Source organism: Lacrimispora sp. (assembly GCF_047605665.1).
Classification (GTDB): domain Bacteria; phylum Bacillota; class Clostridia; order Lachnospirales; family Lachnospiraceae; genus Lacrimispora.
Map to the genome: position 1 here is coordinate 118,417 of NZ_JASGFH010000011.1, position 24,178 is coordinate 142,594.

Here is a 24,178-nt window from a genome sequence, read left to right on the forward strand (position 1 = left end):
AACTGACGCAGAAAGGATGGGCGTATGAAAAAATTCCTTGCTAAAAGAGTTTTATCTGTGATACCGGTATTGTTCGTGGTATCGGTCATTATCTTCTCCCTGGTTCATCTGGTGCCCGGCGACCCGGCATCGGCAATGCTGGGAGATATGGCAACGGAGGCCGATGTGGCGGCACTGCGGACGCGGATGGGACTTGACCGTTCCTTGCCGGAACAGTATGTGGTCTGGGTCGCCAACATATTCCGGGGTGACTTAGGTTCCAGCGTGGTCAGCAATGAAACAGCGGCCACCATGATTATCAGCCATATACAGCCGACAGTTTCGCTGGCACTGTATTCGCTCATCATTTCAGCCGTCATTGCAGTGCCTCTGGGCATCGTTGCAGCACGTTATAAAAGATCAGTTGTAGATCATGGGGTCACAGTTTTATCACTGGCAGGAATCTCGCTTCCGAGTTTTCTGCTGGGGCTGTTCCTTATGCTGCTATTTGCAGTAAAGCTTCGCTGGTTTCCTGTTTCCGGATTCAAGGAGCTGAAAGACGGATTCATTCCCCATATCCGTTCCCTGACACTTCCGGCCATCGCCCTGGGCTTCATGAACGCGGCGCTGATGATGCGGATGACAAGAGCTTCCATGCTGGAGGTTCTAAACAGTGACTATATCAAGATGGCGAAAGCCAAGGGCGTCAGAGATTTTACAATTCTTGTAAAGCATGCCTTAAAAAATACAATGGTAACCCTGATCACAGTATTTGGCCAGAGCATCGTCACAGCGCTGGCCGGAGCGGCAGTCGTTGAAAGCCTGTTTGCGGTTCCTGGGCTGGGGCAGTTGATGGTTAATTCCATTGGCCGGCGGGATTATTATGTGATCCAGGCAATTGTACTCTTGATTGCCGTATTCAATGTACTGATTAATATGCTTATCGATATTCTTTACGGTGTGGTAGATCCGCGGGTCCGTGTGAATTAGAGCAGAAAGGTGGAATAGATATGACAAAGTCAGAAACTCTGGAGATATATGACTCCTTTTATATGTCATATAGCAGTGACAGTATGGAAACCCTTAAGAAGACTCTTGCAAAAGAACAGAGGGATATCCGCATCCGTAAATTCACCAGAAACAGGGCTTCTGTCTTTGGGCTGGCTGTGGTGGTTCTGATGATTTTGCTGGCAATTCTGGCACCTGTGATCTGCCTGCATGACCCGCTGGCACTGGATGTCGCCAACCGGCTAAAAGGCAGCAGTGCCGTGCACTGGTTCGGAACAGACGGGATGGGCAGGGATGTGTTTGCCAGAGTCATCTATGGGGCCAGGATATCACTGACTGTCGGTTTCAGCGTAGGCATCATTTCCGGTGTGGCAGGGCTGGTCATCGGCCTCTATGCCAGCACCAACAAAGTCGCCGATAACATCCTGATGCGAATCTGTGATGGTTTAAAGGCAATTCCCAGCACCCTTTTGGCAATCACGCTGATGGCGGTACTGGGTGCGGATATTAAAAATGTGATCATCAGCCTTACAATCGTCAATATCCCCAATATGGCCCGTCTGGCACGAAGCCAGGCGCTGGTGGTAAAAGAGCAGACCTACGTGGAAGCCATGCGCTGTCTGGGCGCCAAAAAGTCCAGAATCTTATGCCGCCATATTGCACCGAACATTCTGTCCCCCCTCATCGTACAGGTGACCTTTGTCTTCGCTTCCTCCATCATCACCGAGGCGGCCTTAAGCTTTCTGGGGGCAGGCGTACCCGCACCGGCACCCAGTTGGGGCAACATATTGTACGAGGGGAAATCAGTGATTTACAATGCATGGTGGATGATCGTGTTCCCAGGTGCATTTACCGCCCTTACCGTACTGGGACTGAACTTATTAGGGGATGGGGTCCGCGATTTCATTGATCCCATGAGCAGTTAGAGGAGAAAGGAGAACACTATGGAAGAGAGGCTTTTGGAAGTCCGGGAATTGACAACGCAGTTTAAAACAGAGCGTGGGTATTTAAAGGCCATCGACGGTGTTTCCTTCGATGTCTATAAAGGGGAGATGCTTGGAATCGTGGGCGAGTCGGGATGCGGGAAAAGTGTAACCTCCCAGTCCATCCTGCGCCTCTACGATGAAAAACAACTGGCACGGTACGATGGAGAGGTGTTGTTCTGCGGAGAAAATCTTTTTGATCTCTCTGTCCGGAAGATGCAGGACATCAGAGGCGAAAAAATCTCCATGGTATTTCAAGATGCTTTAAGCTCCTTAAATCCGGTGTTTACCGTGGGAAATCAGATCATGGAATCCCTGCTCATCCACCGAAAAATATCGAAAAAAGAGGCGAAAGAGAAGGCGGTGGAAATGCTCCGGCTGGTCGGCATACCCGATCCGGAGAGGCGGTTTTACCAGTATCCGTTTGAGCTTTCAGGAGGCATGCGCCAGCGTGTCATGATTGCAGTTGCCCTGGCGTGCCGTCCGCAGATTCTCATCGCCGATGAGCCGACCACAGCGCTGGATGTGACGATTCAGGCTCAGATCATGGATTTGATCGTGGAGATGAATCAGAAGCTTGATATGGGCGTCATGCTGATCACCCATGACCTGGCTGTCGTTGCGGAAACCTGCAAACGGGTCATCGTCATGTACCTGGGTCAGATTGTGGAAGAAGGGCCGGTTGAGGATATTTTTGACCACCCCCTCCATCCCTACACCCAGGGCCTGATGTCTTCCATACCGAAGCTGGACAGCGAAAAGGGAGAGCGGCTCCATCAAATCAAGGGAACCGTGCCGCTTCTCAGCCAGATTCCGGAAGGCTGCCGGTTTGCCCCCCGCTGCCCCCATGCGACGGAACACTGCCGCACAGTGATGCCGCAGTTAGCCGCCGCAGGGGATATGCAAAAAGTCCGCTGCCACTATGCAGTACAGACCGGACACTTATTATCTTAATTGAAAGGAGGCACACAGATGGAAACAGCAGAGAAGAAACGGGTTGTTCTTCAGGGGAAGCAGGTAAAAAAATATTTTCCGGTTCACGCCGGGCTTGGCAGGCCCAATCACTATGTGAAAGCTGTGGACGGTGTGGATATCACTCTTCACGAAGGGGAAATCTACGGTCTGGTCGGTGAAACCGGGTGCGGAAAGAGTACTCTTGGCAGGACTCTCATCCGCTTGCTGGACCCCACGGACGGTGTGCTGGAAGTGCTCGGTAAAGACATCACCAGGATAAAAGAGCAGGATATGACAGAGCTGCGCCGGAATATTCAAATGGTATTTCAGGACCCGTACACCTCACTGAACCCACGCCAAAAGGTGGGGGAGATTCTGACGGAAGCACTGGAAATACATAAAATAGGCACGAAAAGAGAACGGCTGGACATTGCCATGGAGATCATGGGAAAAGTCGGACTGCGTCCGGAACATTTTTACCGCTATCCCCATGAGTTTTCCGGAGGGCAGAGGCAGAGAATCGGGCTTGCCCGTGCGCTGATCTTAAATCCCAAGGTCATTGTCTGCGATGAACCGGTCTCCGCCCTGGACGTTTCGATTCAGGCACAGATCATCAATCTGCTTCAGGATTTGCGGGAAAAAGAGAATATCTCCTTTTTGTTCATTGCTCATGATATGAGTGTGGTAAAATACGTTTCCGACCGGGTTGGCGTCATGTATCTGGGACATCTGGTTGAGGAAGCTGAGACGGAAGAGCTGTTTCAAAATACGAGACACCCCTATGCCCAGGTGCTCCTTTCCGCGGTGCCCAGTCCGGACCCGAAAGTGAAGAAGGAGCGCATTTCCCTGGAAGGCGATCTGCCGTCACCGATGAATCCGCCTTCCGGCTGCGTGTTTCATACGCGCTGCCCTTATGCGACAGAGGCCTGTTCTCTGGTGATACCCAGCTTGAAGGAAGTAGCTCCGGGACATAAGGTGGCATGTCTGCTTTATGAAGACCTTAACACAGTGCAGGAATAGAATGGGAGGAATGGAACATGGATTCAGACTTAATGCGTTATCTGGAGGTGATTGATGCAAAATCAGATGCCATCAATCAGCTCAGTGATGAAATATGGGCCTATGCTGAGACCGCCTTTTCTGAAACACGGTCTGTAGAGGCACTGACCGCATTTCTTGCGAAAGAGGGGTTTGCGGTAAAGAAGGGCGTGTACGGCGTTGACACCGCGTTTACTGCGGAATATGGAAGCGGCAGGCCCAGGATTGGATTCTTAGGCGAGTTTGACGCTTTGTCGGGAATGAGCCAGGTAGCGGAGGCAGTGGAGAAGATAGATATCGTTTGCGGAGGCAACGGCCATGGCTGCGGGCACAATCTGCTTGGTGCCGGTTCTGCGGCAGCCGCTATGGCGGTGAAGCAGTATCTGGATGACGGCCATGAAGGAACAGTTGTCTATTACGGCTGCCCAGGGGAAGAGGGCGGTTCCGGTAAGGCATTTATGGCCAGAGACGGAGCATTTCAGGACCTGGATTTTGCAGTGACCTGGCATCCGGCATCTGTCAATGAAGTGAATAAAGACAGCTCCCTGGCAAATTTCCAGGTGCTCTATTCATTTACCGGGCGCAGTTCCCATGCGGCGGACTGCCCTGAGATGGGGCGAAGCGCCCTGGATGCATTGGAGCTTATGAATGTGGGCGCCAACTTTCTGCGGGAACACATGATTGATCAGGCGCGGATTCACTATGCCATAACCAATACCGGAGGTTTTTCCCCCAACGTGGTCCAGAGCCAGGCCAAGGCCATTTATCTGATCCGTGCGCCTAAGATCAAGCTGGCTCATGAGCTCTACCAGCGTGTCAACCAGATCGCAGAAGGCGCAGCTCTTATGACGGGGACGACGGTGGAGTCCCAGCTCATAAAGTCGTGTGCCAATATTGTCCCTAACCGGGTTTTGGAGAAAGTGCTGTATGAGTCTTTAAATGAGATCGGCGTTCCGGAATATACGGAAGAAGAGTATAAAAAAGCCGCCGCCTATGCCAAAATGGCACCGGAAGGGGCGGAGAAAAAGTTCAATGAATTGATTGACGACCACCTGCTCCCGGAGAATAAGGCCTTTTTAAAAGCCAACCGCCATAACCCCATTGCTGATTTCATTGTGCCTTATGAGGATATCCATATTGTAAAGACCGGGGCAGGGTCTACCGATGTGGCGGACACAAGCTGGATGTGCCCCGTTTCTCAGGTCCATACGGTCACATGGGCGCCTTACACACCGGCTCATTCCTGGCAGGCCGTTTCTCAGGGGAAATCCAGTGTTGCACATAAAGGGATGCTGTATGCCGGAAAGGTGATGGCCCTGGCCGCCATGAAGATGCTAAAGCAGCCGGAAAAGATCGCGGCGGCGAGAGCGGAATGGAAGGAAGAACTGGAAGGGCAGACGTATATCACGATTCCGGCCGGTATCAGACCAAGGCCAATCAGCGATATTGGATAAGGGGGTATCTATGGAAAACTATGTGATAACAATTGCGCGCAGTTTTGGCAGCGGAGGCCGCGTGATCGGCGCCAGGCTGGCTGATGAGCTGGGAATTCACAGTTACGAGAACCGGATTCTGACCCTTGCAGCGAAATACAGCGGACGGGATGAGTACGACTTCGTGGAGGTGGATGAAAAGCTTCGGGGAAGCTATCTCCACTCCCAATTGAGCAAAATACAAAAGCGCTTTACTCCCCATCCCAAGTCAGAAGAGTTTAAATCGGATGACCGTTTGTTTGAATTTCAGGCACACATCATCAGAGAGCTGCCGAAGCTGGAAAACTGCATTATTGTGGGCAAATGTGCGGACTACGTGCTGAAAGATTACGGCCGTATACTGAGAGTGTACATCGGTTCTCCCTTAGACTACAGCATCCGCCGGGTAATGGAACGGCTGGATGTCTCAGAAGAGGAAGCGGAACATATCGTATTGAAGTCCAACCGATACCGGAAAGATTATTATAAATACTATACCGGCGGCAGGAACTGGAGAGACCCGGATAATTATGATATCATGCTGAATAATGCAGAATTGGGAGATGATAATTCCGTTGAGCTGATAAAAAATGCACTCCACAGGAAACTTAATATAGAATTGTAAGGCACTGATCGTCAATGAAAATATGTTTGATTAATTGAAAATGGTGTGGTAGGATTTAAGGCATGGGTCTTTTGCTTTCGTATGTATAATTCGCATACGGGCAGCATACATTTTCCTGAAACAAGGCTGAAAAGCGGGGAAATGAATGTGGCAGATTATGGACTGGTATTGGGCGGCGGAGGAGCCAGAGGGGCTGCCCACGTAGGCGTACTGACGGCATTGGAGGAGGAAGGACTCCTTCCTGACCGGATCGCAGGAGCCAGCTCCGGCAGCATGGTGGCCGGGCTCTATGCTGCGGGTCTGGGAATCGGAGAGATGCGGGAAGTGGTCCGGTGGCTCACCAGACACGGGAGAAGCTATATCGATCCTGATATTTCAGGAATCATCCTGTTCTTACCCCAGATGCTCATGGGAAGAGAAACCAGCTTAAAGGGTCTCATAAAGGGAAACCGGCTTCAAAAATTCCTCTGCAGCCTGACAAACGGCCTTGGAATTGAAGGAGACTGCAAGGGGCTGCTGATCCCGGCTGTGGACATCAACAGCGGAAATACAGTGGTCTTTACCAATCTGTTCGGAACTGACATGCCCTTTTCCGCCTTAAAACAGGAGTATGTGAAATGGGAACACAAGGGACTGCTCTGTGATATCATCATGGCCAGCTCTTCGGTTCCCGCCGTATTCTGTCCCAGAGAAATGAACGGCTGGCTGCTGACTGACGGCGGCGTGACAAACAACCTTCCGGTAGATCTTTTGGCAGCAGCAGGGGAATCACGGATCATTGCCGTGGATGTGGGAGAGGAGTATGAAAAACCTCACGACTATTCCATCATTGAAACCGCATTCCATTCCTTTTCCATCATGAGCCGGGAATTAAAGGACTGCCGTTCCAAGGAAGAAATATTGCTGTTAAAGCCGCCTCTGCCCAACCAGGCAGGGCTTTTGACCTTTGGAAGCATGGAAAAATGCATGGATGACGGATATATTTATACCAAGAAAATGATGCCCCGCATCAAACGGGTATTGGAAAAACATTGACAAATTGAGATCAGGAGAAAGTGAAATGGAATTGACATTCAGATATGCACAGAGGGAAGACACTGCTTTAATATTGGACTTTATCAAAAAACTTGCTGAATACGAAAAGATGTCTGATGAGGTGGTTGCCACAGAGGAACTGCTGGAGGAGTGGATTTTTGACAAGAAAAAGGCAGAGGTGATCTTTGCCGTGGCTGACAAAAAAGAAGCGGGCTTTGCCCTTTTCTGCCACAACTTTTCCACATTTTTAGGCAGGGCCGGAATCCATTTAGAGGATTTATATGTGGATAAAGAGTATAGAGGAATGGGAATCGGCAAGGGCCTGTTACAAAAATTAGGGGAAATCACAGCAGAACGGGGCTGCGGCAGGCTGGAGTGGGCATGTCTCGACTGGAACAAACCCAGCATTGACTTTTACCTTTCCATGGGAGCAGAAGCCATGGATGAGTGGACTACATACCGGGTGGCTGGAAAGACTCTGGAGGATTTTGGGAAAAAATAAAAATATAAAAGAAAATTTTCAGAAAAGCCGCAGGACGTTTGAACTGCGGCTTTATTTCGGTGTTTGGCGCAGTTCCTCTTTGAGAAACTGTTTCCTTATATCCGGTAGAAAGCCTCTGTGGATGGGAATTTTGCAGGTATTGCCTACAATAAAAACCCGTTCTTCCGTATTCTGCACATGGGGGAGGTTGACGATGCGGCAGCGGAGAAAGGGGAGATCAGACAATGTCAGATCACAAGCCTGTTGTACCGAGTGTCTTCCTATGGTATACTGTTAATAAGCAATGATTTCTAAATCAATACATCTAACATTTTCATTTATGCTGGTTTTCAGCAGTCTGTAACATTCAAGAACTCCTTGCTTATACCCTTAAAAACAGCAGGGAGAGCGGATAGTTCTTCCTGGATAAAACGAAAGGAAGAACAAATATGGAATACGAAAACCGCAGTGATATTCTGCCGGAAAGTGAGGGACTGAATCTAAGCGATTTTGCCCTGTTTCTGTCAGTGATGAAAAACAGAGAGGCATATGAATGCACCTTAAGCATTATCATGAATGAACAGGATTTAAAGCTGGAAGAGGTAAAAGTAGAACAGGTGGTGTTGAACAGGTCCGGTAAACGTGCAATACGAATGGATGCCTGGGCAGTCGCAGCAGATGACCGTCAATTTGTAACAGAAATGCAAAATGATACCAGTTCTGATGATGTAAGAAGGCGGGCCAGGTATTATCAGGGGCTTTTGGATTCTCCTGTATTAAAATCAGGGAAGAATACAAGATATAAGTATTTGCCATCATCTGTCATCATATTTATAACCCAGGAAGATATATTCGGACAAGACCTGGCAAAATATACATTTACAGAACGGTGTAAAGAAATACAAGAACTGGAATTGGAAGATGGAACGCAAAAGATATTTCTCAATATGAAAAGTAAAAACGGTGAACCGGAATTGATCAGTCTGCTCCAATACATGAAAAATTCAACATTAAACAACCCGGATATCATGGTGCGGGATAACCGAATTGTAAAACTGGATGCAATAGTCAATGAAGTAAAGCAGTCAGAGGAATGGGAGGTTGTCAATATGAGCATTTACGGAAAAGGAATAGAATTAGGTATGGAACAAGGTGATCTCAAGGCGAGACGAAATATGGCCTTGGAGATGCTGCAAAATGACGAGACATATGAGAAGATTATGAAGTACACAAAACTTACAGAGGACGAAATAAAAACTTTAAAAGAAACCTGTAAAACTTCTTAGGAATTAAAGAGAATATGTTAATAGTAAACTAAAAAAAGGGAAGAAACCTTGCATAATGCCGAGGTTCTTCCCTTTTTTTGTATCTGACATTTCTTTTATCAGAAATTCCGCTTTTCAATGGAATATCACACTATTCTCCGCTGTTTCCCTTTTGCGCTTCCTGCATCTTCATAGCACGAACCTTTAACGGTAAGCCAAAGAGAGTGATGAATCCGTCAGCATCATGGTGGTCATAGAGGTCACCGGTTGTAAAGGAAGCCAGGGACTCGCTGTATAAGGAGTAAGGAGAAGTAGTTCCGGCCTTGATGATGTTGCCCTTATAAAGCTTGAACTTCACTTCGCCGGTCACATACTGCTGTGTGGATTCAATGAAAGCCTGAATCGCTTCTCTCAGTGGAGTGAACCATTTTCCTTCGTATACGATCTGTGCAAATTTATTGCCCATATCCTTCTTCACTTCCATGGTAGCGCGGTCTAAAACCAGCTCTTCCAACTGCTGATGTGCTTCCATCAAAATGGTTCCGCCCGGAGTCTCATAAACGCCTCTGGACTTCATGCCAACTACCCTGTTTTCCACAATATCCACGATTCCGATTCCATGCTTGCCGCCCAGTTCATTTAACTTGGTGATGATATCGGAAACCTTCATCTTTTCGCCGTTTACGCTGACCGGAATGCCTTTTTCAAATGCCATGGTCACATATTCGCCTTCATCAGGAGCCTTTTCCGGAGAAACGCCCAGCACCAGAAGATGATCGTAATTTGGCTCATTGGCCGGGTCTTCCAGTTCCAGACCTTCGTGGCTGATGTGCCATAAGTTTCTGTCACGGCTGTAGCTGTTGTCAGAAGAAAATGGAAGGTCGATTCCATGCTGCTTGCAGTATTCGATTTCATCTTCTCTGGACTGCATGGTCCATACATCGGTCATTCTCCAGGGAGCGATGATCTTTAAATCAGGAGCCAAAGCCTTGATGCCCAGCTCAAAACGAATCTGGTCATTTCCCTTTCCTGTTGCGCCGTGGCAGATAGCGGTAGCGCCCTCTTTCCTTGCGATTTCCACCAGCCTCTTTGCAATAGCAGGACGAGCCATGGAAGTACCTAATAAATATTTATTCTCGTAGACAGCATTTGCCTGAACACAGGGAATAATGTAATTGTCGCTGAAATCGTCAACCAGGTCTTCAATGTATAATTTGGTAGCGCCGGATAACTTAGCCCTCTCATCCAGACCATCCAGCTCATTTCCCTGGCCGCAGTCGATACAGCAGCAGACTACATCATAATCAAAATTTTCCTTTAACCACGGGATGATGGCGGTAGTATCGAGTCCGCCGGAATAAGCCAGTATAACTTTTTCTTTCATTTATAAATCCTCCTCGATTGTATATGGTTATTTTCTACTGAACTTTCATAAATATACACCAAAAGTGGTTAAAATGCAAGCGTAAAATAAAAAATATAAAAATTACTTGCATAATATACAGTTGAGTTGTATAATTATGAAATGTTAAAAAAATAGAAATTAAAAATTACAGGATCTATAAAGATAGGAGAGATGATCATGATAAAGGCGGGAATAATCGGCTCCACCGGATACGCAGGCGGTGAACTTACAAGACTTTTGCTCCAGAGAGATGATGTGGATATTCTATGGTATGGCTCTAAAAGCTATATCGATCAAAAATACGCTTCTATTTACCAAAACATGTTTGAGATCGTGGACGACTCCTGTCTGGATGATAATATAGAAGCTTTGGCAGAAAAAGTGGATGTGATCTTTACGGCAACGCCCCAGGGCTTTTTAGCTTCTTTAATGAAGGAAGACATTTTGTCAAAGACGAAGATCATTGACTTAAGCGCAGATTACCGGATCAAGGATGTGGATATTTATGAAGAGTGGTATAAAATAGAGCACAAAACACCCCAGTTTATAAAAGAAGCCGTTTACGGGCTGCCGGAAATCAACAGGGAAGAAATTAAAAATGCCAGGCTCATTGCCAATCCGGGCTGTTACCCTACCTGTTCCTTTTTATCCATTTATCCTCTGGTAAAAGAAGGGCTGATTGATCCATCCTCCATTATTATTGATGCCAAGTCCGGCACCTCCGGAGCTGGAAGAGGAGCTAAACTGGACTCCCTTTACTGCGAGGTCAATGAAAACATCAAAGCGTACGGGGTGGGAGTTCACAGACACACGCCGGAGATTGAGGAACAACTCTCCTATGCGGCAGGAAAGCCGGTCACCATAAGCTTTACCCCCCATCTCGTTCCCATGAACCGTGGAATTTTAATTACAGCCTACGCAACCCTTGCAAAACCGGCTTCCTATGAAGAAGTAAAGGCAGTCTATGACAAATATTATAAAAATGAATACTTTGTCCGTGTGCTGGAAAAAGATGCGGTTCCTCAGACCAAGTGGGTGGAGGGCAGCAATTTTGTGGATGTGAACTTTAAAATCGATCCAAGAACCAACCGGATCGTTATGATGGGAGCCATGGACAATCTGGTAAAAGGCGCTGCCGGTCAGGCGGTCCAGAATATGAACATCCTGTTCGGGCTTCCGGAAAACAAGGGCTTGAAGCTGATTCCCATGTTTCCGTAGATGATATTGATAAATTTTAGAAAAGGAGGTCCGGCTGGTTATTATGATTATTCGTGCCATGGAATCAGAGGACTATGATCAGGTTTATGGACTCTGGTCATCAATCAAAGGATTTGGAATCTACTCTCTGGAGGACTCCAGAGAATCTATAGAAAAGTTTATAAAGAGAAACCCCGGCCTCAGCGTCGTGGCAGAGGATGAGGGGAAAATCGTCGGAACCATTTTAAGCGGCCATGACGGGAGGAGAGCTTTTTTCTACCACGTCTGTGTGGCGGAGCAATGCCGCAAGCAGGGAGTCGGGCATCACATGGCTCTGGAAGCCATGAAACGGCTGAAAGAGGAAGGAATCAGCAAGGTCAGTCTCGTTGCCTTTAAATTCAATGCAGTGGGAAATGAGTTCTGGAAAAAGGCAGGCTGGACCTTCCGGGAAGACTTAAACTATTACAACTTTGATTTAACAGAAGAAAATACCATAAAATTCGTTCAGTGAGCGGGAGGAGCATTCATATGAAAGAGATCAGCGGCGGAGTAACGGCGGCAAAGGGATTTAAGGCCGCCTCCACAGCAGCAGGAATTAAATATAAAGACCGGAAAGACATGGCCATGATTTACAGCGAGGTGCCGGCTAAGGCAGCAGGAACCTTTACCGCCAACGTTGTCAAGGCTGCCCCGGTAAAATGGGATAAGGACATCGTAACAAACTCTCCTTACGCCCAGGCAGTAGTGGTCAATGCAGGTGTTGCCAATGCCTGTACAGGAGAAGAGGGGTTGGCCTACTGTAAAGAGACCGCAGAAAAGGCAGCAGAATGTCTTTCCATCCCTGTCAATTCCGTTTTGGTGGCTTCGACAGGAGTCATCGGCAGACAGCTTCCCATGGACCGGATCGCAGCAGGAGTGGCTGCCATGGCTCCTGATCTTGATAGCAGTGAGGAAAGCGGAACAGCCGCTGCCACAGCCATCATGACTACGGATACGGTGAAAAAGGAAGCGGCGGTTCAGTTTGAAGCTGGAGGAAAGACCGTTACCATAGGCGGCATGTGCAAGGGCTCCGGCATGATTCACCCCGATATGTGCACCATGTTAAGCTTTGTCACCACAGACGCAGCCATTTCCAAGGAGCTTTTAACAGAAGCTTTAAGAGAAGATATTAAGGATACCTACAACATGATTTCCGTGGATGGAGATACCTCCACCAATGACACAGTCCTCCTTCTTGCAAACGGGATGGCGGGAAATGAAGAGATCACAGAAAAAAATGAAGACTATCAGGCTTTTTGCAAAGCCTTGAATTTCATCAATGAAACTCTTGCCAAAAAGATGGCAGGAGACGGAGAAGGCTGTACCGCCCTGTTTGAAGTGAAGATCATAGGAGCTGAAACAAAGGAGCAGGCAGTGACCCTGTCAAAATCCGTCATCACCTCCAGCCTGACCAAGGCTGCCATTTTCGGTCACGATGCCAACTGGGGACGAATCCTCTGCGCCATGGGCTATTCCGGTGCCATGTTTGATCCGGAAAAGGTGGATTTATATTTTGAAAGCGCAGCAGGAAAGCTGAAAATCATTGAAAACGGTGTCGCCCTCGACTACAGCGAAGAAGAGGCCACCAAAATCCTGTCAGAGCCGGAGGTGACAGCCACTGCTGACATCAAGATGGGAGATGCCTCCGCTACAGCCTGGGGCTGCGACTTGACTTTTGACTACGTAAAAATAAACGCAGATTACCGCTCTTAAGATCAGATAAAAAACCGGAGTGTCAGATTTGAGACTGTCTAATGGAAGAAAGGGGAACAGATATGGAACTGGATCACAGCATTATGGAAAAAGCGGAGGTGCTGATTGAGGCCCTTCCTTACATTCAGCGTTTCAACCGCAAGATCATTGTAGTAAAATACGGCGGAAGCGCCATGGTAGATGAAGAACTGAAAAAACACGTCATTCAGGACGTTGTACTGTTAAAGCTGGTAGGTTTTAAGCCTATCATCGTTCACGGCGGCGGAAAAGAAATCAGCAAGTGGGTGGAAAAATCGGGTATGGAGCCCCAGTTCATCAACGGACTCCGTGTAACGGACGAAGCCACCATGGAAATTGCTGAAATGGTATTAAACCGGGTCAATAAAAGTCTGGTTCAACTGGTCAATGAGCTGGGAATCAAAGCAGTTGGAATCAGCGGCAAGGATGGCATGATGTTAAAATGCAAGAAGCGCTATTCAGGCGGAGAGGACATCGGCTATGTGGGAGAAATTACAGAGGTGGACCCCAAGCTCATCTATGACCTTCTGGAAAAAGATTTTCTCCCCATCATCTGTCCTACAGGCTTTGACGATGAATTCCAGACGTACAATATCAATGCAGACGATGCGGCCTGTGCCATTGCCACTGCTGTACAGGCGGAAAAACTGGCTTTCTTAACTGACGTGGAGGGCGTATACCGGGATTTTAAAGATAAGGAATCCTTGATTTCTGAAATGTCCGTAGAGGAAGCCCAGGAATTTGTAAACAGCGGAAACTTAGGCGGCGGGATGCTTCCAAAGCTTAATAACTGTATCGATGCCATGGAAAAGGGCGTGTCCAGAGTACATATTTTAGACGGAAGGATTCCTCACTGCCTTCTTTTAGAGATATTTACCAACAAGGGAATCGGAACCGCCATCGTAAGCGGAGAGGAGCGTTATTATCATGGGGAATAAGCAGGTGCTGATCGACAGAGCCGAAGCAGAATTTTATAAAACATATAACCGCTTTCCAGTGGTTTTTGACCATGGAGAGGGAGTGTACTTATACGATACAGAGGGCCAGGAATACCTGGATTTTGGAGCTGGAATTGCGGTCATGGGCCTGGGATACAATGATTCCGAGTTTAACGAAGCATTAAAAACTCAGGTGGATAAGCTTCTCCACACCTCTAATTTATTTTACAATGAACCCGCCATTGAGGCAGGAGAAAAGCTGTTAAAAGCATCGGACATGGACCGGGTGTTCTTTACCAACAGCGGAACAGAGGCCATAGAAGGAGCTTTAAAAATCGCCAAGAAGTATGCCTATAATAAGAGTGAGGCCCCCCTGGCGGGCAAAATCCATGACCATGAGATCATTGCCATGAACCACTCCTTTCACGGCAGAAGCTTAGGTGCTCTTTCCGTAACCGGAAACGACCATTACCAGGAGCCCTTTAAGCCTTTATTACCGGGAATTAAGTTTGCTGATTTTAACGATTTAGACAGCGTAAAGGCTCTCATAACTTCCAAAACGTGTGCCATCATTATGGAAACGGTCCAGGGAGAAGGCGGCATTTATCCGGCGACGGAAGAATTTTTAAAGGGAGTGAAAGCCCTCTGCGACGAACACGATATATTGCTGATTCTTGATGAGATTCAGTGCGGAATGGGCCGGACCGGAACCATGTTTGCCTGGCAGAAATACGGCGTAAAGCCGGATGTGATGACTGTGGCAAAGGCACTTGGAAACGGAGTTCCCGTAGGCGCATTTCTGGCATCAGGAAAGGCGGCGACAGCTATGGGACCGGGAGACCACGGAACCACTTACGGAGGCAATCCCTTTGTGACGGCAGCCGCTTCCAAGGTGCTGGATATTTTTGAAAAGAGAAACCTTACGGACCATGTAAAGGAAATGGGAGATTATCTGGGAGAGAAGCTTGCCGAATTGACCGGCCAGCATCAGATGGTAACCGGGCAAAGGGGAATCGGGCTGATTCAGGGCCTGGAATTTTCAATTCCTGTTTCTTCTATTGTGAGTCAGGCATTGCTGGAGGAGAAGCTGGTATTGATCAGTGCGGGAACCAATGTGATCCGTTTTGTCCCCCCTCTTGTGATCGGTAAAAAAGATGTGGATGAGATGATCAAAAGGCTGAAAGCGGTGCTGGATCAGCAGTCATAAAAGATGATATTTAAGCCGGAGTTTATGGAATCTTCATAACTCCGGCTTTCTTCGTATTGTTGGAATCACCTTGTTTTTTTTCATAAAGCCTTATATAATGAAAGGTAAATATGGAACTGGAAAGGGAGACAAGCCATGACACAAGACCTTACTGTTTATACATTTTTAAAAGAGTTATCCTCAAAAAGCCCCACTCCGGGAGGCGGCGGAGCGGCAGGCCTTGGAGGCGCCGTAGGCGCTGCTTTAGGGCAAATGGTGGTCAATCTGACCCTTGGCAAGAAAAAATATGCTGACGTGGAAGAGGAAATGCAGTCCGTTCTGGAAAAGCTGGAGGTTTTAAAAACAGAGTTTATCCGGCTTGCAGACGAAGACGGAATCGTATTTGCCCCCCTGGCCGCTGCCTACGGCCTTCCTTCTGCAACAGAAGAGGAGAAAAAGCATAAGGAAGCTGTTTTGGAAGAGAATCTGCTGAAAGCCTCCTTAGTCCCGGTTTCTGTCATGGAACGTGCCGTAGAAGCCCTGGGGCTTATGGAGATTCTGGCGGAAAAAGGAAGCCGTCTGGCTGTCAGTGACGTTGGAGTGGGAGTCCAGTTCATCCGCTCCGCCCTGCTGGGAGCCAAGATGAATGTTTCCATTAATACAGGGCTCATGAAAAACCGGGAAAAAGCCGTTTCCCTCAATGAGCAGGCTGAAAAGCTGGCTCAGGAAGGAACCCGCCAGGCTGATGCCATTTACGCAGCAGTGGAAGCTGCATTAAAGAAATAGTCACATACCCTTTGGCATCCGCCAAACGCAGGAATGAAGGACAAGGGAAAAGGAGGCATAGCAATCATGATAGCATTAAAAGGTGCGGCAGTGTCTGCAAAGATCAAAGAAGAGGTAGAGGGGCTCTTAACCGGACTCCATGGCAGGATACCAAAGCTTGCCATTGTGAGAGTGGGAGAGCGCCCCGATGATTTATCTTACGAGCGGGGAGCCTTAAAAAAGATGGAAAGCTTTGGGCTCCAGGCCGAAAGTTTTGCCTTTCCGGAGGATATCACCGACGGAGAATTTAAAAAAGAGTTTGAAGCGATCAACCTAAATAAAGAGATTGACGGCATCCTTTTGCTGCGTCCCCTGCCAAAGCAGATCAATGAAAAAGATATCGAGCACATGATCGATCCGGGCAAGGACTTAGACGGCATATCTCCTGAAAATATTGCAAAGGTATTTGCAGGCGATGACACAGGCTTTGCCCCCTGTACGGCAGAGGCTGTCATTGAGGTTTTAAAGGCCAACGCCATTGCTCTGCCGGGAAAGCGCGTGTCCGTTGTGGGCAGAAGCATGGTAGTGGGGCGTCCCTTATCCATGCTGATGTTAAAGGAAAATGCCACTGTCACCATCTGCCATACCAGGACGGAGAATTTAAAGGAAACCTGCAAACATGCGGAAATCCTGGTTGCCGCAGCCGGACGTGCCAGGATGATTGACGCTTCTTACGTGGGAGACGGCGCCGTGGTGATCGATGTGGGAATTAATGTGGATGAAGACGGAAAGCTGTGCGGCGATGTGGACTTTGACTCTCTGGAAGGAACTGCCTCCATGGCAACGCCTGTTCCGGGAGGTGTGGGCGCAGTGACCACCGCAGTCCTGGCCAGACATCTGGCGCTGGCTGCCCTGGCCAGACAGTAATAGATGCAAAAAGGTATTATTAAAATATTCAGACAATTCTTTAAGGAAACCGTAAGTATTGCTGAATTGAAAATAATACCTTTTTTTGTTATAATACAGCTTATGGGAAGTTGTTTTTTAACTTCTCATAAAAGGTGCCGTTTTTGGCACCGTTCATCCGATTATGAAAACATGTTTTCATAATATAGCTTGGGAGAGGCTGCTGTCAGAGCTGTCTATCCCATGACAGGAATCCATTTTATATTCCTGCCATACAGCCGGTTATATTTTACCGATGAAAAGAATAGGATTTGGAAGGACAGAAAGGAGTGTTCAGTATGAGCTTTGGTACAGGATTATTCACCATCATTCTGGTGATTGCACTGGCCGCCCTTGTGATTCTGATTTTCATAACAGGATACATAAAGGCCCCGCCAGACATGGCATTTATTATTTCCGGTCTTCGCAGAAAGACCGTGATCGGAAAGGCCAGCATTAAGATTCCTTTTTTGGAGAGAATTGATAAATTGAGTTTAAAGCTGATTCCCATTGAGGTCAGAACCTCCAATGCGGTTCCCACCGCCGATTACATCAACATTCAGGTGGATGCGGCCGTCAATGTAAAGATCAGCAGCGACCCCAAACGTCTGGACTTAGCGGCTCAGAACTTTTTGAACCAGAATACAGAGTACATAGGAAGGGTGGCAAGAGAAGTTCTGGAAGGAAACATGCGTGAGATCGTAGGGCGCATGAGGCTGGAGGAGATGGTCAGTGACCGCCAGAAGTTTGCCGATCTGGTAAAGGAAAACGCCATGCCCGATCTGGCAGCCATGGGACTGGATATTGTAAGCTTTAATGTGCAGAATTTTTCCGATGCCAACGGGGTCATCGACGACCTGGGTATTGACAACATTTCCCAGATCAAGAAAAAGGCCGCCATCGCCAAAGCAGAGGCGGATAAGGAAATCGCCATTGCAAAGGCGTCTGCCGACAAACAGGCCAACGATGCCAGAATCAACTCAGAGCGGGAAATTGCCATTAAGAATAACGAGCTGGATATCCAGAAATCAGATTTAAAGCGGCAGGCTGATGTAAAGAAAGCGGAAGCGGATGCAGCTTATCAGATTCAGCAGGAAGAACAGAGAAGGACCATTGAGGTCACATCGGCGGACGCTGATATCGCAAAGCAGGAAAAAGAAGTTCTGATCAAGCAGAAAGAGGCAGAGGTTATGGAAAAGTCCCTTGATGCGGAAATCAGAAAAAAGGCGGAAGCTGAAAAGTTTGCCAGACAGCAGAAGGCAGAAGCCGAGCTCTATGAGCGCCAGAAAAACGCAGAGGCCAAGCGGTTTGAGATGACCCAGGAAGCCGAAGCCCAGAAAGCCAGAGCAGAAGCGGAACGGTTTACCAGAGAACAGGAAGCCCAGGGTATCCGGATGGTGGGAGAGGCCGAGGCCGAAGCCATCAAGGCCAAGGGTCTGGCAGAAGCAGAAGCCATGGAAAAGAAGGCCGAGGCTTATCAGAAGTATAACAATGCGGCAGTTGCCGAGATGATCATAAAGGTTCTTCCGGAGGTGGCAGGAAAGATCGCAGAGCCATTGGCCCAGATCGACAAAATCACCATCATCGGAGGCGGAGACCAGGGCGGAAGCTTGGATGCGGTATCGGGAAATGTGCCTGCTGTCATGGCAAAGCTCTTTGAGTCCATGAAGGAAACCACGGGCATTGATTTGGGCGAGATCGTAAAGGCAGGAACGTATGATGCCAAGGTCAACCGCAACATCAACATCACCGGAGTTCCGGAGATCACCATTAAGCCGGAAGAAAAAACAGGTCACAGCGAGTAAGGCCCTGTTATATAGAAGAAAAAACAAGCGGTTCACACGTTGAATGCGCTTGTTTTTTTGTTCAGACTGCTCTTTTTGGGGAAATACAGTATTCCGGTTTGAAAGGTTGACTGAGAAACAACTTGTCTGTTACAATTAAGTTGTTTCTTTATTGTTCAAAAATATGGGGATATATCGAAAGGAGAAGGTATATGGAGAAACAAACCAAAAGACAGATATCAATAGAAAGAGCAAAGGAGTTAAAGGGGCGGATTGAAGACTTTCTGGAGGCAAAAGAGGAAATTCCAAGGGGGATGGAACGGGAAGAAGAAATATTAAAAAGAAAAAAGAGAATTTTAGAGGTACTCAATGCCGCAAAAGAGGACTGGGAGGATTACCAGTGGCAGTTGGATCACCGCATTACAGATGCGGAGACTTTGAGCAAAATCATCAATTTAAGTGATAAAGAAAAAAAGCAGATCGAACGTGTTGAGAAGAAATTCCGCTGGGCCATTTCTCCATACTATTTAAGCCTGGCTGATCCTGAGGATAGGTATGATCCCATCCGCCTGCTGTCCATTCCCACCCATCAGGAGCTGGAGGATATCTGCAGGGATTTAGACCCCATGGGAGAGGAATTCACCAACCCGGCAGGCTGTATCACGAGGCGGTATCCGGACCGTTTGATCATCAATGTGACCAATGAGTGCGCCATGTACTGCAGGCATTGCCAGAGACGGAGAAATATCGGGGAACAGGATGTCCACCGGTCACAGGACCTGCTTTTGGAATCCATTGACTACGTCAGGGAAAATGAAGAAATAAGGGATGTCCTGATCACAGGAGGAGACGCCTTATGCCTTTCCGACGAGGACCTGGAATGGATCATCAGACAGTTAAAAGAAATTCCACATGTGGATTATATCCGTCTTGGAACCAGAACCCTGGTGACCATGCCTCAGCGCATCACCGACAGCCTGTGTTCCATGCTTAAAAAATACCACCCCATTTATATCAACACCCATTTTAATCACCCCATGGAAATTACCCGGACCTCAAAGGAGGCCTGTGATAAGCTGGCTGATTCCGGCATTGTCCTGGGCAATCAGGCGGTGTTGTTAAATGGAATCAACAACGATAAATTTGTGATGCGGGTCTTAAACCATGAATTGTTAAAATGCCGGGTAAGGCCGTATTACATATTTCACGCAAAACACGTTCAGGGAACCAGCCATTTCAACACCTCCATCGAGGATGGAATTGAAATCATGGAATATCTGCGGGGATACACTTCCGGCATGGCCATCCCCACGTTCATTGTAAATGCCCCCAAAGGCCAGGGAAAAACTCCTATATTCCCCAACTACATTGTTTCCAGAGGGCCGGGTTACGTGAAACTGAGAACGTGGGAAGGCAAAATCGTCCGGTATGAGGATCATCAGACAAAGGATATCCGGGAGATTCTGGATTCCTGATATTTTGCGGAAAAATACTCCCCTGGAAGATCATAAGTATAAAAAAGCAAATAAAGCACAACCTAAATAAAAATCAGAATCAGGGAGGTTGTTTTTTATGACAGGCTTTATTATAGCTCTTATATCGGGAGCGCTTATGAGTATCCAGGGAGTTTTGAATACAGGTGTGACAAAGCAGACCAGTATGTGGGTATCCACCGGCTGGGTTCAGTTTACGGCATTTTTGACCTGTCTGGTCCTGTGGTATTTTTCAGGCAGAGAAAACATAACCACCCTTCTTGAGGTGCAGCCCAAATACATGCTTTTGGGAGGTATTATGGGTGCTTTTATCACCTATACGGTAGTGAAGAGCATGGGAACTTTAGGACCTGCCAAGGCTGCTTTAATTATAGTAGTTTCCCAGATCATCGTAGCTTATGCCGTGGAATTATTCGGATTGTTCGGCGTTGAAAAAGTGGGATTTGAATGGAAAAAGCTGATCGGCGCGGTGGTGGCTGTCATCGGCATCATTATATTTAATTAATTTGGAAAATGTGCTTGTGTTTCACTATTTCTTTAGGTAGAATAGTAACATAGGCTGAAGATGGTATCCTTTTTTGTCATTTTTTGTAAAAGGAGGGATATCATGAAATACCAAAAAATAAAAATTGCTGTCATTGTCTTCCTGGTTGTGGCCGCAAGCCTCTGTTATGGCTTAAAGGGCAATTATAAAAACAGGGAAAAGGGGCTTCCTTTAACGGAAGCTGCCGTTTTTTCCGAAGTATCAGGCACTGAAGGGGCCGGGACTTTTCCTGAATCAGAAGGAAATTCCTTTTCCGGCCAGTCAGAGGAAGAGACTCTCCCTGCCTGCTACGTACATATTTGCGGTGAAGTAGCAGCTCCCGGCGTCTATGAGCTGGAAGAGGGAAGCCGGGTTTTTCAGGCTGTGGAGATGGCCGGAGGCTTTACAGAAAAAGCCGCTCCGGAATACTTAAACATGGCGGAAAAAATTTACGACGGCATGAAAATTACAGTGGTGAGCCAGGAAGAAGCCGGTTTTTCTGCAGTTTCAGGAGCTGCTTTTCGGCAGAAGTCAAAGATAAACTTAAATACGGCAACAAAAGAAGAACTGATGACCCTGCGGGGTGTGGGAGAGGCCAAGGCCGCCGATATCATCGGATACCGGGAGAGCCACGGAGGATTTCAGAAAATTGAGGATATCATGAAGATATCCGGCATCAAAGAGGCAGCATTTCAAAAAATAAAGGACGATATAACGGTTTGACATAAAGGGCAGAGGTGCAAAATGGCGAGTGTTTTAGTAGTGGATGATGAGAAATTAATTGTAAAAGGAATGAAGTTCAGCTTAGAGCAGGACGGAATGGAAGTGGATTGCGCCTACGATGGAGAAGAAGCCATTAATCTGGCAAAGCAGAAGGAATACGATGTGGTGCTTCTCGATGTGATGCTTCCCAAGTATGACGGCTATGAGGTATGCCAGGCCATCCGGGAGTTTTCCGAGATGCCGATCATCATGGTGACAGCCAAGGGAAATGACATGGATAAAATCCTGGGGCTGGAATACGGAGCCGATGACTATATTACAAAACCCTTTAACATCCTGGAAGTAAAGGCCAGGATCAAGGCCATTATGCGCCGCAATGCCAAGAAGGGCCGGGGAGGCCGCCAGGAAGAAAACCGTGTGGTGGCTGCAGGAGATTTAAAGCTTGACCGGGACAGCAGACGGGTGTTTATCGGCGAAAAAGAAATCAATTTGACGGCAAAGGAATTTGACCTTTTAGAGCTTCTCACCTGTAATCCGGGCAAGGTCTACAGCAGAGAACAGCTCCTTACCTATGTATGGGGCAATAAGGTCATGGATTCCGGAGACGTCCGCACCGTTGACGTGCACGTAAGGCGTCTGCGGGAAAAAATCGAACCAAGTCCCAGCGATCCCAAGTATGTGCATACAAAATGGGGCGTGGGATATTATTTCCGTGTATAAAAACGGGGAAAAGAGGCACTGTCAGGATGAAACGAAGCCCTCAGGGAGAGAGATGGAGAAAACTTGACAATACGGCAAAACTTTTTCCGGTCATAGCCAATGAGAATTTAAGCAATGTGTTCCGGATTTCCGCATCGTTAACAGAGGAAGTGGATCCGGGAACCTTGCAGCAGGCCCTGGAGGAGATCCTCCCTCAGTTCGAAAGCTTTTTGGTGAGACTGAGGAGAGGATTTTTCTGGTATTACTTTGAAAACAACAAGCGGATGCCTGTGATCGAAAGGGAGACTACCTACCCCTGCAAATACATCGATCCCCGCAGCAACCAGCTTTTTTTATTCCGGGTCAGCTATTTTGGCAGACGGATCAATTTAGAGGTATTCCATGCGGTGACCGACGGCCTCGGTGCAGTGAATTTTTTAAAGGCCCTGGTCTACCGGTATCTGGATTTAAAACGGAATTCAGGAACCGGCCGCAAGTCCCCCCAGAAAATACCTTCGGATATTTCCATGAATGTGGAGGACAGCTATGTACGCCATTATAAAAAGACGGTAAAGCGCAAATACAGCTCCCGCAAGGCCTATAACCTGTCCGGAGCACGCCTTTCCCTTGACGAGGAAAACATCCTTCACGGCTATATTCCGTTAAAGGAATTAAAGGCGGCCAGCAGGGCTTACGGGGTCAGCATCACCAAATTTCTGGCGGCTGCCTTAATCTGGGCCATCTATCAGGAATATCTGGAGGGAAAGGCTTCTGATAAACCTATCGGGGTCAGTATTCCCATTAATTTAAGGTCATTTTTCGGTTCCGAGACCATGGCCAATTTTTTTGCCGTGACTTTGGTGGAATTCTTATCCACCGGTAAAGAGCATACCTTTGAAGAGATATTAAATGCCGTGAGCAGCCAGATGGATTTAAAAATCACCAGGGAAAAGATGGAGGAGACTATTTCCTATAATGTTTCCAATGAAAAGAAATGGTATTTGAGAATTGCCCCCCTCTTTGTAAAATGGTGTGTTTTAAACCTGATTTTTTTAAGAAATGACAAATCCTATACCATGACCTTGTCAAACATCGGTCCCATTGAGATTGATGAGGAGTACCGGGAGGAAATAGAACGGTTTCATATGATGATCGGCGTTTCCGGCAGACAGCCCATGAAATGCGGAGTCTGCGCCTGTAAGGATGAAGTGGTTGTCACCTTTTCCTCGGTGTTTCAGGATACCAGGCTTCAGGACCGCTTCTTCGGTTTCCTGAAGGAAAAGGGAGTCCCGGCAGAGTTAGAGAGCAACGGAATTCCGGATAAGAGGGATGACAGGGGCATGTATCCGCAAATCCGCTATGACAGGGAGAAGATCAAAAAACTGGCTAATATTTTCTATGGCCTGATGTTTCTGGTGGCGGCTGTTTTAGGCCTGATCAATTATCTGGTTTATCCTGGGTCCTTGTGGTCTGTCATTGCCATTGATCTTGTGGCTTATGCGGTCCTCACTATCCGGTATTCCATACTCCGCCATTCCAATCTGGCGGGTAAGATTCTGGTTCAGACGATGGCAGCAGGCGTGCTCTGGGTGATGATCGATTATTCCGTGGGTTACAGCGGCTGGTCCGTGAATTACGGAATTCCGGGAACCATTCTCTTTGCGGACCTGGCGGTGGTATTTTTAATTCTTGTGAACCGGATGAACTGGCAGAGTTATTTTATGTATCAGATTGCCATCACTGTATTCAGCTTTATTCCCCTGATTCTCTGGGCAACCGGCCTGCTTACCAGGCCGCTTTTGGCTGTCGTTACCATGGTGGTGACGGTGGCGATTCTGGCAGTTACCATTGTGCTGGGAGACCGGAGCGTGAAGACGGAGTTAAAGCGCAGGTTTCATGTGTAAAAATCG

The 24,178-nt window shown here is 47.6% G+C and carries 23 protein-coding genes; 22 read left to right on the forward strand and 1 reads right to left on the reverse strand.

Annotated features, from left to right (window positions below):
* Positions 1-24: 24 nt before the first annotated feature.
* The 9 genes from QM657_RS10915 to QM657_RS10955 all read left to right on the forward strand — a co-directional run bounded on the left by QM657_RS10915 (position 25) and on the right by QM657_RS10955 (position 8,861).
* Positions 25-969: an ABC transporter permease gene (locus QM657_RS10915; protein WP_415066676.1), complete on the forward strand. Its 945-nt coding sequence runs from the start codon at positions 25-27 to the stop codon at positions 967-969.
* A gap of 20 nt (positions 970-989) precedes the next feature.
* A complete protein-coding gene (locus QM657_RS10920; protein WP_415066677.1) occupies positions 990-1,913 on the forward strand; it encodes an ABC transporter permease in 924 nt (307 codons plus the stop codon).
* A gap of 18 nt (positions 1,914-1,931) precedes the next feature.
* Positions 1,932-2,924, forward strand: coding sequence for an ABC transporter ATP-binding protein (locus QM657_RS10925; protein WP_415066678.1), 993 nt, complete (start codon positions 1,932-1,934; stop codon positions 2,922-2,924).
* 18 nt (positions 2,925-2,942) lie between these two features.
* Positions 2,943-3,944 carry an ABC transporter ATP-binding protein gene (locus tag QM657_RS10930; RefSeq protein ID WP_415066679.1) on the forward strand — a complete coding sequence of 334 codons (1,002 nt, stop codon included), beginning with the start codon at positions 2,943-2,945 and terminating at the stop codon, positions 3,942-3,944.
* A 17-nt stretch (positions 3,945-3,961) separates the two neighbouring features.
* The gene (locus tag QM657_RS10935; RefSeq protein ID WP_415066680.1) at positions 3,962-5,416 is read left to right on the forward strand and encodes an amidohydrolase; all 1,455 of its coding nucleotides are present in this window, start codon (positions 3,962-3,964) and stop codon (positions 5,414-5,416) included.
* A 10-nt stretch (positions 5,417-5,426) separates the two neighbouring features.
* Positions 5,427-6,059: an AAA family ATPase gene (locus tag QM657_RS10940; RefSeq protein ID WP_415066681.1), complete on the forward strand. Its 633-nt coding sequence runs from the start codon at positions 5,427-5,429 to the stop codon at positions 6,057-6,059.
* Positions 6,060-6,140: 81 nt separating this feature from the next.
* On the forward strand, positions 6,141-7,094 hold the full coding sequence (locus tag QM657_RS10945) for a patatin-like phospholipase family protein (RefSeq protein ID WP_415066682.1): 954 nt from the start codon (positions 6,141-6,143) through the stop codon (positions 7,092-7,094).
* Positions 7,095-7,119: 25 nt separating this feature from the next.
* Positions 7,120-7,596 (forward strand): GNAT family N-acetyltransferase, encoded by a 477-nt coding sequence (locus QM657_RS10950; RefSeq protein WP_415066683.1) that lies wholly within the window; start codon positions 7,120-7,122, stop codon positions 7,594-7,596.
* A gap of 428 nt (positions 7,597-8,024) precedes the next feature.
* Positions 8,025-8,861, forward strand: a complete 837-nt coding sequence (locus tag QM657_RS10955; RefSeq protein WP_415066684.1) for a hypothetical protein — start codon at positions 8,025-8,027, stop codon at positions 8,859-8,861.
* 130 nt (positions 8,862-8,991) lie between these two features.
* Here QM657_RS10955 and QM657_RS10960 read toward each other — a convergent pair whose 3' ends face one another.
* Positions 8,992-10,224 carry an argininosuccinate synthase gene (locus tag QM657_RS10960; protein ID WP_415066685.1) on the reverse strand — a complete coding sequence of 411 codons (1,233 nt, stop codon included), beginning with the start codon at positions 10,222-10,224 and terminating at the stop codon, positions 8,992-8,994.
* Positions 10,225-10,422: 198 nt separating this feature from the next.
* Here QM657_RS10960 and argC point away from each other — a divergent pair, with 198 nt between their 5' ends.
* From argC to QM657_RS11025, 13 genes are all read left to right on the forward strand, one after another.
* On the forward strand, positions 10,423-11,463 hold the full coding sequence (gene argC / locus QM657_RS10965) for an N-acetyl-gamma-glutamyl-phosphate reductase (protein WP_415066686.1): 1,041 nt from the start codon (positions 10,423-10,425) through the stop codon (positions 11,461-11,463).
* Between the two features lie 43 nt (positions 11,464-11,506).
* Complete coding sequence (locus tag QM657_RS10970; protein ID WP_415066687.1) at positions 11,507-11,953, forward strand: GNAT family N-acetyltransferase; 447 nt, start codon at positions 11,507-11,509, stop codon at positions 11,951-11,953.
* 17 nt (positions 11,954-11,970) lie between these two features.
* On the forward strand, positions 11,971-13,194 hold the full coding sequence (argJ, locus tag QM657_RS10975) for a bifunctional glutamate N-acetyltransferase/amino-acid acetyltransferase ArgJ (protein ID WP_415066688.1): 1,224 nt from the start codon (positions 11,971-11,973) through the stop codon (positions 13,192-13,194).
* Between the two features lie 62 nt (positions 13,195-13,256).
* Positions 13,257-14,150, forward strand: a complete 894-nt coding sequence (argB, locus tag QM657_RS10980) for an acetylglutamate kinase (protein WP_415066689.1) — start codon at positions 13,257-13,259, stop codon at positions 14,148-14,150.
* The gene (locus QM657_RS10985; protein WP_415066690.1) at positions 14,140-15,357 is read left to right on the forward strand and encodes an aspartate aminotransferase family protein; all 1,218 of its coding nucleotides are present in this window, start codon (positions 14,140-14,142) and stop codon (positions 15,355-15,357) included. Before argB ends, QM657_RS10985 begins: the two co-directional genes overlap by 11 nt.
* Before the next feature lie 135 nt (positions 15,358-15,492).
* Positions 15,493-16,122, forward strand: coding sequence for a cyclodeaminase/cyclohydrolase family protein (locus QM657_RS10990; protein WP_415066691.1), 630 nt, complete (start codon positions 15,493-15,495; stop codon positions 16,120-16,122).
* A gap of 66 nt (positions 16,123-16,188) precedes the next feature.
* On the forward strand, positions 16,189-17,028 hold the full coding sequence (locus tag QM657_RS10995; RefSeq protein ID WP_415066692.1) for a bifunctional 5,10-methylenetetrahydrofolate dehydrogenase/5,10-methenyltetrahydrofolate cyclohydrolase: 840 nt from the start codon (positions 16,189-16,191) through the stop codon (positions 17,026-17,028).
* Between the two features lie 317 nt (positions 17,029-17,345).
* Positions 17,346-18,851 (forward strand): SPFH domain-containing protein, encoded by a 1,506-nt coding sequence (locus QM657_RS11000; protein WP_415066693.1) that lies wholly within the window; start codon positions 17,346-17,348, stop codon positions 18,849-18,851.
* 191 nt (positions 18,852-19,042) lie between these two features.
* Complete coding sequence (gene eam, locus QM657_RS11005; protein WP_415066694.1) at positions 19,043-20,305, forward strand: glutamate 2,3-aminomutase; 1,263 nt, start codon at positions 19,043-19,045, stop codon at positions 20,303-20,305.
* A gap of 97 nt (positions 20,306-20,402) precedes the next feature.
* On the forward strand, positions 20,403-20,828 hold the full coding sequence (locus QM657_RS11010; RefSeq protein WP_415066695.1) for a DMT family transporter: 426 nt from the start codon (positions 20,403-20,405) through the stop codon (positions 20,826-20,828).
* Positions 20,829-20,930: 102 nt separating this feature from the next.
* Positions 20,931-21,569, forward strand: a complete 639-nt coding sequence (locus tag QM657_RS11015) for a helix-hairpin-helix domain-containing protein (protein ID WP_415066696.1) — start codon at positions 20,931-20,933, stop codon at positions 21,567-21,569.
* Between the two features lie 21 nt (positions 21,570-21,590).
* Entirely contained in the window at positions 21,591-22,289 is a 699-nt protein-coding gene (locus QM657_RS11020; RefSeq protein WP_415066697.1) for a response regulator transcription factor, read from the forward strand.
* A 26-nt stretch (positions 22,290-22,315) separates the two neighbouring features.
* Complete coding sequence (locus tag QM657_RS11025; RefSeq protein ID WP_415066698.1) at positions 22,316-24,172, forward strand: DUF6320 domain-containing protein; 1,857 nt, start codon at positions 22,316-22,318, stop codon at positions 24,170-24,172.
* The last annotated feature ends 6 nt before the right edge of the window (positions 24,173-24,178 follow it).